Source organism: Pontibacillus yanchengensis Y32, from assembly GCF_000770635.1.
Taxonomy (GTDB): Bacteria; Bacillota; Bacilli; order Bacillales; family BH030062; genus Pontibacillus; species Pontibacillus yanchengensis.
In genome coordinates, this window is record NZ_AVBF01000087.1 from 1 (window position 1) to 13,833 (window position 13,833).

17 protein-coding genes are annotated in these 13,833 nt (G+C 36.2%); 7 read left to right on the forward strand and 10 right to left on the reverse strand.

Annotated features, from left to right (window positions below; translation table 11 throughout):
* Positions 1-338: 338 nt before the first annotated feature.
* The 6 genes from N782_RS18830 to N782_RS18850 all read right to left on the reverse strand — a co-directional run bounded on the left by N782_RS18830 (position 339) and on the right by N782_RS18850 (position 2,957).
* Positions 339-686 (reverse strand): hypothetical protein, encoded by a 348-nt coding sequence (locus N782_RS18830; RefSeq protein WP_036824005.1) that lies wholly within the window; start codon positions 684-686, stop codon positions 339-341.
* A 286-nt stretch (positions 687-972) separates the two neighbouring features.
* Complete coding sequence (locus N782_RS18835; RefSeq protein WP_036824008.1) at positions 973-1,320, reverse strand: hypothetical protein; 348 nt, start codon at positions 1,318-1,320, stop codon at positions 973-975.
* 286 nt (positions 1,321-1,606) lie between these two features.
* Entirely contained in the window at positions 1,607-1,954 is a 348-nt protein-coding gene (locus tag N782_RS18840) for a hypothetical protein (RefSeq protein ID WP_036824008.1), read from the reverse strand.
* A gap of 102 nt (positions 1,955-2,056) precedes the next feature.
* Entirely contained in the window at positions 2,057-2,260 is a 204-nt protein-coding gene (locus N782_RS18845) for a hypothetical protein (protein ID WP_036824012.1), read from the reverse strand.
* A 15-nt stretch (positions 2,261-2,275) separates the two neighbouring features.
* Positions 2,276-2,428: a YvrJ family protein gene (locus tag N782_RS21180; protein WP_084103166.1), complete on the reverse strand. Its 153-nt coding sequence runs from the start codon at positions 2,426-2,428 to the stop codon at positions 2,276-2,278.
* The gene (locus N782_RS18850; RefSeq protein ID WP_036824014.1) at positions 2,406-2,957 is read right to left on the reverse strand and encodes a sigma-70 family RNA polymerase sigma factor; all 552 of its coding nucleotides are present in this window, start codon (positions 2,955-2,957) and stop codon (positions 2,406-2,408) included. The genes N782_RS21180 and N782_RS18850 overlap by 23 nt, the downstream gene beginning before the upstream one ends.
* A gap of 290 nt (positions 2,958-3,247) precedes the next feature.
* On the opposite strand from N782_RS18850, the gene N782_RS18855 reads away from it, so the two are divergent.
* The 3 genes from N782_RS18855 to N782_RS18865 all read left to right on the forward strand — a co-directional run bounded on the left by N782_RS18855 (position 3,248) and on the right by N782_RS18865 (position 6,138).
* On the forward strand, positions 3,248-3,586 hold the full coding sequence (locus N782_RS18855) for a hypothetical protein (protein ID WP_036824017.1): 339 nt from the start codon (positions 3,248-3,250) through the stop codon (positions 3,584-3,586).
* 1,180 nt (positions 3,587-4,766) lie between these two features.
* Positions 4,767-5,159 (forward strand): hypothetical protein, encoded by a 393-nt coding sequence (locus N782_RS18860; RefSeq protein WP_036824022.1) that lies wholly within the window; start codon positions 4,767-4,769, stop codon positions 5,157-5,159.
* Complete coding sequence (locus tag N782_RS18865) at positions 5,104-6,138, forward strand: tyrosine-type recombinase/integrase (protein WP_036824025.1); 1,035 nt, start codon at positions 5,104-5,106, stop codon at positions 6,136-6,138. Before N782_RS18860 ends, N782_RS18865 begins: the two co-directional genes overlap by 56 nt.
* Positions 6,139-6,246: 108 nt before the next feature.
* On the opposite strand, the gene N782_RS20845 is transcribed toward N782_RS18865, so the two are convergent.
* Positions 6,247-7,374, reverse strand: coding sequence for a replication initiation protein (locus N782_RS20845; protein WP_052111446.1), 1,128 nt, complete (start codon positions 7,372-7,374; stop codon positions 6,247-6,249).
* Between the two features lie 548 nt (positions 7,375-7,922).
* On the opposite strand from N782_RS20845, the gene N782_RS18875 reads away from it, so the two are divergent.
* From N782_RS18875 to N782_RS18885, 3 genes are all read left to right on the forward strand, one after another.
* The gene (locus tag N782_RS18875; protein WP_052111447.1) at positions 7,923-8,489 is read left to right on the forward strand and encodes a MerR family transcriptional regulator; all 567 of its coding nucleotides are present in this window, start codon (positions 7,923-7,925) and stop codon (positions 8,487-8,489) included.
* A gap of 1,161 nt (positions 8,490-9,650) precedes the next feature.
* Positions 9,651-10,199: a phospholipase A2 family protein gene (locus N782_RS20850; RefSeq protein ID WP_052111448.1), complete on the forward strand. Its 549-nt coding sequence runs from the start codon at positions 9,651-9,653 to the stop codon at positions 10,197-10,199.
* A gap of 21 nt (positions 10,200-10,220) precedes the next feature.
* Entirely contained in the window at positions 10,221-10,466 is a 246-nt protein-coding gene (locus N782_RS18885) for a hypothetical protein (protein ID WP_036824028.1), read from the forward strand.
* 419 nt (positions 10,467-10,885) lie between these two features.
* On the opposite strand, the gene N782_RS22130 is transcribed toward N782_RS18885, so the two are convergent.
* The 3 genes from N782_RS22130 to N782_RS18900 all read right to left on the reverse strand — a co-directional run bounded on the left by N782_RS22130 (position 10,886) and on the right by N782_RS18900 (position 12,825).
* Positions 10,886-11,014, reverse strand: a complete 129-nt coding sequence (locus N782_RS22130) for a hypothetical protein (RefSeq protein ID WP_272913661.1) — start codon at positions 11,012-11,014, stop codon at positions 10,886-10,888.
* 335 nt (positions 11,015-11,349) lie between these two features.
* Complete coding sequence (locus N782_RS18895) at positions 11,350-11,913, reverse strand: site-specific integrase (RefSeq protein WP_036824033.1); 564 nt, start codon at positions 11,911-11,913, stop codon at positions 11,350-11,352.
* Between the two features lie 366 nt (positions 11,914-12,279).
* On the reverse strand, positions 12,280-12,825 hold the full coding sequence (locus N782_RS18900; RefSeq protein WP_036824036.1) for a MerR family transcriptional regulator: 546 nt from the start codon (positions 12,823-12,825) through the stop codon (positions 12,280-12,282).
* A gap of 524 nt (positions 12,826-13,349) precedes the next feature.
* Here N782_RS18900 and N782_RS18910 point away from each other — a divergent pair.
* The coding region (locus N782_RS18910; RefSeq protein ID WP_036824040.1) for a hypothetical protein at positions 13,350-13,833 on the forward strand (484 nt) is incomplete at its 3' end.

The following is a 13,833-nucleotide window of genomic DNA, read 5'->3' on the forward strand; positions in this document are numbered from 1 at the left end:
AAATTTGTAGCTGCAGCTACTACAACTGCTTTAGTCAAAGGAGTTCCTGTAGGTTACACTAATTATGATACTGCAAACTTTTATTAATACATCGATTATTTATACTGACCTCCGTTAATTATAATGAAACATGATGGTAGAAGGGATAGATAACTTTGAAGAGCGAGAACCTTATATCCCAAAGGTTCTCGCTCTTTTTTTAGTCATAAATGCTACTCAATGGGGACCTCTATTGTAAGAACCTAATAAAGCACTAAACAAATTAGACATTATGTTGCGAAATTGTATGTGTCTCAAAGAAAAAAAGACAGTCTTGGGACTGTCTTTCTTTCTGCTTTTTAGAAGTAAAGAGCGATGTCAGCTGGTCCATTTCGATACCAACCAGTTCCGCCTCCAATATATGAATATCGCACTTCTTGGGAAACGTAAATGCCTGTGGCATTACCTTGAGCAACGTCTTCGAGGTGACGTTCTAATTCATCTATTCGTGCCTTCACCCCTGCTTCAAAAGCGTCTTGGGCCATTGAGATTCCTAAAGATACAGCAACATTTTTTACCAATGCTCCTAAAAACACCGCTGCCTTTTCAACTACATAATTAGTAATTTGACTAAGTGTAATTTCATTTTCTAACTCCGCTTTTGAAACAAATTTTTCTACAGTTTTTGTGTCGCCTACTTGTGGCATAATTGTTTCCTCCTTAAATTTTATTCCAGTCTGTGACTGTTCACCCTTTAAAGAGGAGATAAGAGAGGAAAATACAACCGGAATTTTTAGATGCTTATTAATTTCTTTAAATAAAAAAAGAGGCTGGGACAAAACTATAATCCCCAGTCCTAAAGCCGAATTATCATCATAAATAAAGTTAATTAAACAGAAAAATCCGAACTATTTCGAAGCTTTAACGAAACACTTCGAAATATAGTTCGGATTTTTTGTAAGCTGAAACACTTATGTCCCAGCCCCTTCTGTTTTAGAAGTAAAGAGCGATGTCAGCTGGTCCATTTCGGTACCAACCAGTTCCGCCTCCAATATATGAATATCGCACTTCTTGGGAAACGTAAATGCCTGTGGCATTATTCTGAGCAACGTCTTCGAGGTGACGTTCTAATTCACTCTTACGTTCCTCTAAACCTGCTTCGTAAACGTCTTGGGCTATCGAGAGACCTAAAGCTGTTCCAGCTCCTTCTAATGCATCTGCTAAAAGAACTTTAGCTTTTTCAACTACATAACCACCAATATTACTAAGAGTAATATCACGCTCTAACTCCGCTTTTGAAACAAATTTTTCTACAGTTTTTGTGTCGCCTACTTGTGGCATAATTGTTTCCTCCTTAAATTTTATTCCAGTCTGTGACTGTTCACCCTTTAAAGAGGAGATAAGAGAGGAAAATACAACCGGAATTTTTAGATGCTTATTAATTTCTTTAAATAAAAAAAGAGGCTGGGACAAAACTATAATCCCCAGTCCTAAAGCCGAATTATCATCATAAATAAAGTTAATTAAACAGAAAAATCCGAACTATTTCGAAGCTTTAACGAAACACTTCGAAATATAGTTCGGATTTTTTGTAAGCTGAAACACTTATGTCCCAGCCCCTTCTGTTTTAGAAGTAAAGAGCGATGTCAGCTGGTCCATTTCGGTACCAACCAGTTCCGCCTCCAATATATGAATATCGCACTTCTTGGGAAACGTAAATGCCTGTGGCATTATTCTGAGCAACGTCTTCGAGGTGACGTTCTAATTCACTCTTACGTTCCTCTAAACCTGCTTCGTAAACGTCTTGGGCTATCGAGAGACCTAAAGCTGTTCCAGCTCCTTCTAATGCATCTGCTAAAAGAACTTTAGCTTTTTCAACTACATAACCACCAATATTACTAAGAGTAATATCACGCTCTAACTCCGCTTTTGAAACAAATTTTTCTACAGTTTTTGTGTCGCCTACTTGTGGCATAATTGTTTCCTCCTTAAATTTTATTCCAGTCTGTGACTGTTCACCCTCTAAAGAGGGAATAAGAGAGGAAAATACAACCGGAATTTTTAGATGAATCTTTTTTTATGCACTTTCATTGAGTTTCATGTCTAAATATTCAAAAAAACCATAAGAATCATTAAAACGTCCCCCGTATATTTCATTCAAAGCATAAATTTTAAGCTCTTGTTCTAAGTCCTCACGATTTTCAGGAGACGTTTGGTTGATTTCTTTTTTTATTTTCAATTGTATTTTATCAAATATTTCCATACCTACTTCCTCTTGCAAAAAGAAACCCTCCTTTTAATAATCATTTTTGCTTACAACATCGGTTAAGGATTGAATTGCTTTGTCTAAGTTTTCAATCTTCTTCTCTATTCGTACTAAAAGATAAACAGCTACACCAATTGGAAATCCAGTATTAGCTATAAGATCAACAATAGGAGCCTGATTCATCTAATTCCCTCCTCAACTTTTCTAAAGATTTACGTTTGGATTTGGAAATGGACTGCTGTGAAACTCCAAACCTCTCAGCTATTTCTTGTTCGGTATATCCTACATATATCAACATGTATAGGATTTCACTTTCACGCGATGTAAGCTTTTTTATTGCATCTTTTAATTCAAGCAATTGTACAGACTCTTCTAGATTTTTTGGAGTCATATAACCTGATGTAGTTTCACTTGTTATGAAATCTTTCATGGTATTGTCCTCAGTGATTGGTTCATCTAAGTTAGTAAGATAGTTTTTTTGTTTTTTTCTAATTTCTTGATCATAATGGATTGCTTTATAATGAATTGCTTTTGATAGATAGGTTATAGCTCTAATCTTAGTTCTAAAGTTTTTAAAGGAATCATCAAGAATAATTGCGTTTTCTTGTGTAGGGTTTTCTTGATAGTTTCTAAACAATTTCAAGTTATTTTCATTTTTTAAAAACGATTTTAATAATGGATCATTTATAACTCCTTCTTCCAATAAATACATAAAACAACCTCCAAAAATAAACGAACGTATGTTCGTTTATTGATTAAAAAAATAGAAACTATTTAAAGTTTCTCACCCTTTTATAGGAAGTTATTACTTGTAAAATACAACCTATTAATCTAAAAAATTGGTAATAATTTATATATTATCATGAGAAAAGATATAAAAAAATAAAAGGAAGAGAGTGGAGTTAAAAATTTAAGTCTTTCGTTAGAATTCTCAACTTAATATAGGTATGATATCCTTGCGTTATAAAATTTTTCCATAAAAGTTAGTGAGGAGTTTTTATATTGAAAAGGCCAGTTGGAGTAATTATTATCTCGATTTTGTATATTATTTCTTTTTTAGCACTCCTATTATTTTCTCTCCCATATACTCAAACGAGTACTGCCGGATGGGTTTTAATTACTATTATTTTACTCTACGTTATTATTATGATTTCAGGATATTTAAATTTAAAAAAACGAGGATTCTGGATGATGATTGGTTTTCAATCATTATATATTCTTTTGGGTCTTATTGTTCCTTTATATAGAGATTATGAACAGCCTATATGGATTCTTGTATTATCTAGTTTGATTTTAATATATACAATCATTAGAAAAGAATATTTTCTTCAAAAGAGCTAGACTAAATTTAGACTAAGCACATTCGGTACTGGTAATTTAATTCTCTAAAAAACGGTGGGCTGTAAGGGGGATATTAGATCTTCAATTCCCTGATTTAAAACAGTCTATCGTGTTCCTTTTGTTCTAGTAAAATGATAAACTAATGGTACTGTTAATATAATTTCACTTTTTGTTTAGTCGCCTTTCAAAAAGGCAGGCGGATTACTTATCAATCTAAAGCGTTCTCTTGGAATGATTCAAGAAAGACACAAGTATGTCTTTTAGTAATCGATTCAAGAGAGCGCTTTTTTATTATAAATAATAAGAGCAAGTGAGTTGATGAAAATTTGTATATAATTTAATATAAGCTTATACGAATTTTTCATTGCTCTCACGAGCCTGACCACGAAGTTTTACCCCCTATTGGGTTGCATAAATCTCTTAGAAGACGTATGTCTACAAGTCCATATGGAAGATAACCAGAGCTATGTATATAGGTCTGTATTTTTGTGTCTAAAAATCGTTACAACAAAGGAGGAGAAAAGTATGAAGCTGTTCATTCATACCAATGCAAAGGTTTGCTGGAGGGAGTATGTTCCATAACCTATCGATGAAGGATGGAAAGAAGGAAAAATCTATTTGGAAGACTTGTATGAACAATAAGGAAGATTGTTCTTGCCTAGACAGAGCTATTCATGAATGGTAGGTCTGCTTTTTTATTGGGTTTGAACACATTACTTGAGGGATCCAGTTAGGTACTAGGAGAAGTGCCAATGGATCCCTCTTTTTTTGAAAAAAGATCCCTATTTTGCTCAGCTGGTGAAATGGGTCATCTGTGAAGAGGTAAGACTCTATAAACTCTATAAAGCCCCTTGTCGTTGTTGATGTGATTTGGATCCGCAGTGTGGCATGAGCACTGCAATATGATGCTCCCCCTTTTTAAGGGATAGAGCAGGCTATCTATTAGGCTTTAATGCTATTCATGTTTAGAAAGCTACACTTGGCAGCACGCCATATGGTGATGCATCCAAGCTAAAACGAAGTTTTGGATGCGTCACCTTATGGCGTGGTCACTCAAATTAGGGATTTTAAAGCGAAATAAGGTTGTAGTGCAGTGTAGTACATGAATAAAACATGTAGTGCGATGTAGTGCATAAGTGAAAGGTGTACTACATTGCACTACAAAAAATGGAGGGATTCGATGGGAAAGATCAACCTGAATGTCAGAATCGATGAAGAAATAAAAAATGAATTGGACCTTGTAGCAGATCATATGCACATCAAACGAGCTGAACTTGTACGATTGGCGATTATGCAATTCCGAGAGAGTGGCCACGTAAGCCATGGATTGAGCTACCAGCAAGCTTTACAGGACGTACATCAAGAGTGCCAGGATATAGAAAGTAAGTTACACGAAATACAAGAGTCTAGACGCTCTTCCAAAGGAGGAGAAATGAATGTCGAGAACGCCAATCAAACTATTATTGAACTCAAGAAACATGTACAGAAGCTCGAGAAAGACCTAAAGGGGGGGAATCATGGGGAAACGGAACGTGAAGAACCAAGTGGATCAAGCATTGAAGAAAATTTATAAGATTGGTGAATCTAAAAAGCAGCTACGAGATAACCATCAAGAAACAGGCATTCATTCTACAACGCAAGTGAAACATGCGTATTCTGTGAGTATGCAGTTTGTACAATGGGCGAAAGGACAGAAAGGAATTAAGGATATTTATAAGCTCAAAAGATCTCATTATCGGGAGTATTTGACCCAAAAGGCGAATCAAGGTGTTTCCAAAGGGCATTTAATGAACATCGAAACAAGTCTTCGATTACTGTCTAAAGGTATGAATCAATTTTCGAAAGCTCAAGGTTTCAAGGAAAGAGATTGGGTCCCCAAACAAAGGCTTATACACAGCTCAGAGCGCTCCAAAGGACAAGATCGATCTTACACTAGGGATGAAGTCCAAAAGCTACGAGAAAATCTCCCAGAGAGCTCTCAAAACGCCTTAGATCTTCAGAATGCATTTGGTCTTCGGTTAAGGGAAGCTGCCAATCTAAAAGCTTCTCATATTGAAGAGAGGCACGGAAAGTTATATTTTGTGGCCTCGGAAGATAGGAGGGCGTTGAATAGTGCTAAAGGGCTTACGAAAGCAAGCAAGGCACGTGAAACACCTTGTTTACCAAGGTATGAGGAAAAGGTTAGAAGCATTTTGGCAGAGAAAGAGCAACATCAATTCCTGGCACCCAAGTATAATACGGTGAAAAGTGCTTATAACCGTGCGGTAGAGAAAGCGAAGATAACGAATTATACTGGTTCACATGGGTTTCGTCATAGTTTTGCTCGTGAACGATTAGAAGCCTCATTGAAAGAAAGGGGGATTTATAGGGAAGGTAAAGACATCATCAAACGCATGGTTGGAAACTATGATCAAGGGGTTCGGAAGGATGCAGGGATATCTCGTGCTGAGCGTAAACTATATATGGAAGTGAACCATTGTATAGATATCGTACATAAAGAATTGGGACATGGAAAAGGACGTATGGACTTGGTTGCTGTTTATATGAGATGAATCTCATACTTTTTTAGAGAAAGCGAGATAGAGTTACTCCCCTATCTCGCTTTCTCTGGTGAACCCCCCTACAACACATTAACCTTTCTTTCCTACATACTTAAAGGCTTAATCATCCATTGCATTTAAAGCTTTTCTCAGTTCTTCTTTTTCAAGCTCAATTTCTTCATTTGTTTTTTCGCGAGTGTAATTGCTCGTTTCAGAACCTTTGTTATTTAACCAATCGGGGATGGAAACACCATTGCTCTCAGTTAGCTTTATTGTTGTAGGTAATCCTTCAGCTTTTTTTCTAGCTAGATCTTTCAACTTATAAAATGCTAGACCAATTTCTGATTTGATGTTTTTTTGCTTCCCTACGTAATCAACTAATTTTAGTAATTGCTTTTGGTAATCATCATCTCCCCAAATTTGTTTTCCGGTTTCAACGAAACTTTTATAGGTTTCAAGAGAGATATCAAAATCGCTGGCTTCCAATAATTCAAAGAAAAAAACCCTATCTACTTCTGTTAAAGAGCTATGTTCTTCAGTAGAAATATCTTCAGTCATTGATGCTTTGATTTCTTTCTGTTTTTGAACTAGAATACTAAAGCTAATTTTTTCAACTTTTCGTCCTTTCCTGATTTCCTTAAACTCCACAGAAATGTCTGTCTTATTATTTAGCTCTTTAATAGCCGGAGATAATACTCTCGATTTGAAATGGCCATATTGCTTATATTTTGTTTTATTAATACCTAACTTTTCTTTTAAAGAGCCAACATCATAATCTACTTTAGTTATGTATTGCCATTTTTTCATCAATTCATATAAACGAATGGAATAGGCACTGTTTAAGGACAGAATGTTACTAAGCCTGTATGAAGTAAATGCCTCTTTTAGTTGCAACAAATAAGGTTTTAATTTCGGGTCAAAAGCAAATTCTATTTTGCCTTCTCTTTCATAATATTCAATAGTCGAAAACCAGGTGGATTGTAGAAGCCTTTTTTCTTTTTGAATTTCTACTACCTTCCCCAACATCTTCCTAGTAATAGCTTGTAGCTCACTATATTTGGGCTCTCCTTCCAATCCCATCATGTTATGAAAATCCTTCACGGAGATATTATATAGTTTAAAATCTTCATCATCCGGATGAATCATGCTAACTACTGAAAGAACAAGTTTTTGCTCACGAGCTAATAAAGGTTCACGATATTTTGCTTCTATCAAGTTATTTGATTGAGTTACAAGATAATTATTCATTCTAGACCCCTCACTATCTATCACATATATAAATTAATGTGATAGGAATACTAGTTTCCATAATATAACTAATCTCTTGCAAAATCAATCACACTACATAAGATTTGTGATATTTAACACCGAAAATGTGATACTAACACCGAAAGTGTGATGTTTAACACCGAAAGTGTGATACTTCAACACCGAAAGTGTGATGTTTAACACCGAAAGCGTGATGTTTAACACCGAAAGTGTGATGTTTAAGTTCTATAAACCCTATTAAACTAGTATTTACAGAATCTCTAAAACAAGTAATAAACAAGTAATAAACAAGTAATAAAAAACACCAACAACAGCGACTTGTTTGTTGGTGTTTTTTAGCTGAATCATATTCATTTATGAAAATAAAGGCGTTATAAATAGAGTAACGTTGCGATTAACCAATTAATTAGAGTATTAACTGCAAGGTTAATCAACAAGCGTATGATCTACTCCAGGTGAATTTAATTCTTCTCTTTGGACAAGTATTACTCTACAATTAAAATAAAACGACGAACGGAGGGTGACGCATGTCTGGAACGGAAACTTATTACTCACCAAAAGATGTAAAGTTGGCTTTAGACATTGGTGACAGTACATTAAGAAAATGGTGTTTAGCTATTGAAGGTCATAAATTCTTTTTTAGCAGAACGGATAATAACAGACGGGTGTTCACAGAAAAAGATATCGTTATGCTCAGACACCTTAAAAACTTAATTCAAATCCAACACATGTCAGTAGAGAACGCATCTCTTATTGTTGTATCAAAGTATCAAGATAAAGCGTCCTCGGAGCAGAACAGCAATAACAGCGTTCCCCAAGTACGTTCTGATAACGAAGAAATACAGCAAGTTTATAATTTTATGCGAGAACAGCAAGAACACATGGAAAGACAAGAAGAGTTTAATAAAATGCTAATGGAACGATTGGAAGAACAGCAACGCTACATAAACCAACGTTTAGATAATCGTGATCAGAAGCTAATGGAAGCTTTAAATAATATCCAGGAGCAAAAGAAGCTGGAGTTAGAGGAGAAAGAAAAAGAACTAAAAGAGGAAAGGAATAAATCCATTTGGCAACGCCTTTTCGGTAAATAATTTCTTTGGTATTTAATGTGAATTAGATACGTCATATAACGATTATTATATGACGTATCCAATATATTTGTTGTTTTTAACAATGTACAAACAATGTTTCATCAGACTTATTTAAAAGTTTTTGTAGCTGTTTTTTTCGTCAAATAAAATAAGGCCTAAGTGTTACTGTAAAGTTCTCTGAGAGCTTGTATTTAACGCTGAGGGCCTTTCTTTTTTTATGTCTTTCTTTTTATTTTCCTTTTATGCTGTGGAAATGTTAAGTACATTAAAGGTCATAACAACCAATATATAAATAACGGAATATACAACGGCATATGTAAGACCCGGCACATTCCGTGGTATGTAGGTTCGAACGGAGTATTTACTGGACTCATTCAACCGTTGTTCTCGCTGGCTTGGCCAGTGATGTGCGGAGTATGTTCTCCATTCAAGGGGTGTGACCGAAGGGCATAGCCAGGTTTGCCCTTCGGGGTTGGCCATCCCTATGGAACCACCTATTTCCTTTTACATCAATACTTCAAATCTGTTTTTGAACCCCAATTACAATATATAAAACGATCCTTTTTTCTGGTATAAAATCATACGATTTATCATTCGGGTTTCTATTCGTTCACGTAACGTAACACTAAACCGACATTGGAAATCCTTTGAGGGAGTATATATAAGATGTTTTCTATAGTTCGCATAAACCGCAACTATCCTAAAGGAATGTAAAGGAAAGAAGGTGCAGCAACTTACATAAAAAAGAGTGTCGTCAAAATTGGAGACACCCGTGTTAATTCAATACAAAAGTCTGGTTATGGTTCGAGTTTTAAGGGGGTAGTTTGAAAACACCTCCTTATCCAACGCTTACACGGATGGTTCGATCGTTGGTATTTGTAGGCTTCTTATACATATCAAGCAGCTCATGAACATTCTTGCTTTGAAGGGCAGTGAACTAAAGCTGCGGAGGATCTGACAGGTAAGAATATTGATTACGATGATTTTTGGGACTGAGCGAAAAAATGCGTTCAGTCTTTTCTAATTTAAATTATTAAAATATTGCGAATAAGTAGGTATATTTTCCTTTTATGTAAAAAAAAGAAAAAATAAACCCAAAAAATGGTATGTTGTTAACTGTGCCTAAAGACATAAGAAAAATACAAAATTGGGGGAATTACGATGAAGGAAGTAGTAAGAAAATCTATTGTTTCTTTGTTTGTATTTGTTTTCATGCTGGGAATAGCCCATCCGCATATTACTAATGCCTCAGAGATAACTGTGGACGAAAATAGTAGTATGGAAGAGGTCCAGGAAGTTATGCAACAATACATAACAACAGATTCTGAAGGGCGAGTTTCATTCGACGTAGAGAAAGCTGTACAAGATGGACAAAGTGACTTTGTAATTGAATCTGGTGAGTACATCAACCGTTTAGATCAGGATTATAATCCTGAAGGTTTTACAACTATGGGACTATCTTTACCAGTGTGGGGTAACTGGTGTGGACCTGGACATGGTGGCGGAACTCCAAAAGATGACTTAGATCGGGCTTGCATGTACCATGATAAAGATTATGCTAAGTACGGTTATTTCGATTGTGATAGTGACTTCCGATTGATTGCCCGAATTGGTGTTTACTATGACGATATGGGATTCATCGAGAAACGAGTCGCAACTGCAGTTGCATCATACTTCACTGCACAAACCAAAGTAAACGGTTGCTACTAAAGAAGAAGGGAGGGATATTAAGTGCGCGAGAAAAAAATTAGAACTCTCTCCCTCATTTGCTTTATAGTTTGCTTACTTATATGGGTGCCGAACTTATTCTTTCAAATAGCCAGCCCTTTATGGCTGCTAACTTTTTTACTTGCTCCTGTAGGTATTGCATTGGGTGTAGTGGTCAAAAATTATTGGTTAATAGCAGTAAACACTCTTATGTTATTTAGTTTCTTTATTTTTATGGCTTTAGGCTACTTTGTAAATTCAAAAACTTAACCTCTCTCAAAAACCCCCTCTTAAATAAGGGGGGGTTTTTTACATTTTCCTTTTTAAAAATGATTACGTATAATCGACGGTTATGTATAAATATATCGTTTACCAATCAATCCATTTTTTGCTAATGTAAAGAGTATGAAAAATGGAGAGGATTATAGTATGGTTAGAATAAATCTTGACCGTAATGGTCCTAAACGATGTATCTTGGCTGTAAAAAGCCCAAAACTATAAAAAGGCTCATCATCTTTTGGATGGTGAGCCTTTTTCGTGTATTTAATTCCATATTACCGTTATTTTCTCCTGACATTTGCTGTATGTGAGCTTAGTTTGCTCCGTCCTATAATCGTCAAGAACGCTACAATGGCCATCGCAAACCCAAATACAACTACTATCCATGCGCCTATTCTCGCTACTCCCCATTACATCATCATCCCTGCGTCATCTTGTGTGAACAGCTGTCGTTTAAATACATGGAATCCTTCTACATCAGTTATTGCTTCATCTCGTCTTTCTTGCTTTAAACGTTCTTTTTCCCGTTCTTTATCCATTGAATTTCTATTCTCTTTAGCCCATTGTTCCCTAAAATGCGGCTTTTTCTCGGTTGTGCTTTGTTCCTCATCCGTTTCTTTAAATGGATTTTTAATTCTTGTTTGGTTTCTTTCCAGGATCTTTTTAAATCCTTCTTCCCTTCACTCCATAACCTTTTCATTTCCTGTACATCTTTTTCTCGACCTTCTTTAATTTTCTCATTCCAAGCCTTTTTCTTTTCTTTAAGCCCCACTGGAAACCATTCCCTTTTTACTATTACGTTACCATAAAATCACATAACAGACCGTTACTGATTTTGTACATAATCTGCTTTTGATATTTAATTTAAAACATTTTATAAACTAAACTTCTCAAGAGCATCATCCATCATGTCATCATTGATACCGATATATCGTAATGTTATGGATGGGCTGGAGTGCCCGAAGATTTCCTGCAACATCGCCACATCCTTCGTCTTCTGATAGAAGTGATAGCCAAACGTCTTGCGCAACGTATGCGTCCCAATGGGTCCTGGCACCCCACAAGCATCTGCGGCACCATTGATGATCCGCCAGGCACTGGTGCGACTGATGGGCCCGCCTTTGCGGGAGGGGAAGAGATAATCCGATGCTGCGAGGCCCTTCGTGTATTTTTCGATCTCCTGGCGCAGCGCCGCCGTCATTCGTACCTTTCGTATGTTCCGCGTCTTCTTCTCCCGGATCCGCAGATGGTCGGTTTCCCGCACATCCATTACCCGCAAGGGCAGGATATCACTGATCCGCAGTCCTGAATTGATCCCAAACGCAAACAAGAAATAATCCCGATAGCTCCTATGTAAGAGATGCTCCTTCATATCTCGGATCAGTTCCGGATCTCGAATAGGTTCCACACTTTGCTGTCCCAGGCGTTCCTTAGTCATCGCTTAACACCTCGTAGACCCTCGGTTCAATATCCTTTGAATTCGCCTGGTCTGCACAGGGGCCGCATACCAGATTATTATCGATGGCCACATAGTAGACGATCTCGTTTGGCCTGAAGTCCAGGTGACAATGTTGGCAATAACTCACATGGGTCGTTTTCAAGGTTCATCCCTCCATTATGTTTTATTGAATGAAATGAATACATACAATATGGTTCATTGTATCATGGAAGGATTGTCAAACAAAGCCAAAACCCCTTGGATTCCAAGGGGTTTTGGTAGCTGGTTGGTCTGGGTGTGAATGCAACATAATAAGCATTATGTTGCGTTAAATCGTCGCAAGTTTGTAACGCAACATTTGTTGCATTACATCCTTATCCGTTTCTTGCGAATATATTCAATCAACGGAAACAAGATCTGTTCCTCTAGGCTTGCATAGGACGTATCGAGTTTGATTCGTTTCCCATCAAACAGAAATGCATCTAACAAATAGGGGATGCGGGGTTTTGCGAACCAGGACTTGGCCTGTAGCTCCTCCCACACATGATCAACAAAATCAATTGGTTGCTGATTATGTTCCACACATTCCCGCACTCGTTTCTTTTTTACCTCCAGAAAGTCCGCGAAAATGTTTTGATGGGCCATTTCCCACCACATCTCAGCCCTTATGTCTTCTTTCTGGGCAGGACTAACTGTGGATTCATCGACCGAGAGGTCTACCTCATCTGGCAATCGATTACGAATGAAGGCCCATAACTCATCCTCAGAAATTCTCCACCCTTCTCGTCGAGAGGCAGGGGGAGTACCTTGAAGTGTTCCATTCCTCAACCACCTACGAAGGCTTTCCTTGTGACTTGTGATCTTATATTGTTTTAAGACTTCAAAAGCTTGATCGACATTATAATACTTCATTGCAGCCCCTCTCTTTAAAGCAACAAATGTTGTTTTAAAGACATTATACAACAGATGTTGTTTTAAAAGAAGGTCAATTTAACAAAATATCCATTATGTTGCGTTCGTTGTTATAACTGCTGCTTAAAGTGTTTACTCAAATACATACATACCAGTAGGTTAATCAGAACGAGGAGGCCACAAAAGAAAATAACAGCAAAAGAGGGATGTAGAATTGGGTATATTACTAAGTAAATTATTTCTAATCCTAGTAGGAGAATAATAGGCAAATACATAGTGGACTTTTTTTGAAATAGATAAGTAAATATAAACAATGCAACACTCAATAAAAGTATTAGGAGCAAAAAACTTTTACTGTAACGTGCTTCGGATAAGAAATAAATAGATTGAATCGAGTAGGTAGCAGATGTTCCGTAGAGTGTAAAAAGAACTAACTTCTTCATTAAATCCTCCTTCCCTATTGTAAAAAAATGTAATTTAAGTATTATATATATGAATGAAAATTAAAAAGGGAGTGTTTTTCAGTGAAGAGATTATATCTAAGCATATTGTGTTCACTCGCATTATTCATTGTTTTTGCTCAAGTATCTTATGCTCAATCAGGTACTAATCAAAGTTTTAAAGGGATAGGCTATAATTCTATGAGTCTTGATGAAATATCTCAATTGGAAGATATTAAAGTAAAGGAAAATAGAAACAAGATTGAATTGCAATTCGTTATGGATGGAGAAAAATATAACATTAAAGCTGATAAATGGGAAAGAAACCAAAAATCTAGCGATATTCACTCATTTGTGCAAACTAACGTAAAAAGTAACAAACTTAAGACGTATAATATTACAGTTGCGAATGGATATATTAGTGGTGTTTATGTGGATAGAAGTGTATCTTTAAAAGCTAAAAATGGAAATAAAGAAAAAGGGTTCGGTTTTATTCTTTCAAATAATGATACTAATTTAAGTGAAATTATTACAGAGGCTAAAGATATACCTGAGATAAAAAAAGAGG

What these genes read in the sequence shown, in the direction of transcription:
- N782_RS18830 (WP_036824005.1), bottom strand. Translation starts at nt 686, where the DNA reads ATGCCACAAGTAGGCGACACAAAAACTGTAGAAAAATTTGTTTCAAAA.
- N782_RS18835 (WP_036824008.1), bottom strand. Translation starts at nt 1,320, where the DNA reads ATGCCACAAGTAGGCGACACAAAAACTGTAGAAAAATTTGTTTCAAAA.
- N782_RS18840 (WP_036824008.1), bottom strand. Translation starts at nt 1,954, where the DNA reads ATGCCACAAGTAGGCGACACAAAAACTGTAGAAAAATTTGTTTCAAAA.
- N782_RS21180 (WP_084103166.1), bottom strand. Translation starts at nt 2,428, where the DNA reads ATGAATCAGGCTCCTATTGTTGATCTTATAGCTAATACTGGATTTCCA.
- N782_RS18850 (WP_036824014.1), bottom strand. Translation starts at nt 2,957, where the DNA reads ATGTATTTATTGGAAGAAGGAGTTATAAATGATCCATTATTAAAATCG.
- N782_RS18860 (WP_036824022.1), top strand. Translation starts at nt 4,767, where the DNA reads ATGGGAAAGATCAACCTGAATGTCAGAATCGATGAAGAAATAAAAAAT.
- N782_RS18865 (WP_036824025.1), top strand. Translation starts at nt 5,104, where the DNA reads ATGGGGAAACGGAACGTGAAGAACCAAGTGGATCAAGCATTGAAGAAA.
- N782_RS20845 (WP_052111446.1), bottom strand. Translation starts at nt 7,374, where the DNA reads ATGAATAATTATCTTGTAACTCAATCAAATAACTTGATAGAAGCAAAA.
- N782_RS18875 (WP_052111447.1), top strand. Translation starts at nt 7,923, where the DNA reads ATGTCTGGAACGGAAACTTATTACTCACCAAAAGATGTAAAGTTGGCT.
- N782_RS20850 (WP_052111448.1), top strand. Translation starts at nt 9,651, where the DNA reads ATGAAGGAAGTAGTAAGAAAATCTATTGTTTCTTTGTTTGTATTTGTT.
- N782_RS22130 (WP_272913661.1), bottom strand. Translation starts at nt 11,014, where the DNA reads ATGGATAAAGAACGGGAAAAAGAACGTTTAAAGCAAGAAAGACGAGAT.
- N782_RS18895 (WP_036824033.1), bottom strand. Translation starts at nt 11,913, where the DNA reads ATGACTAAGGAACGCCTGGGACAGCAAAGTGTGGAACCTATTCGAGAT.
- N782_RS18900 (WP_036824036.1), bottom strand. Translation starts at nt 12,825, where the DNA reads ATGAAGTATTATAATGTCGATCAAGCTTTTGAAGTCTTAAAACAATAT.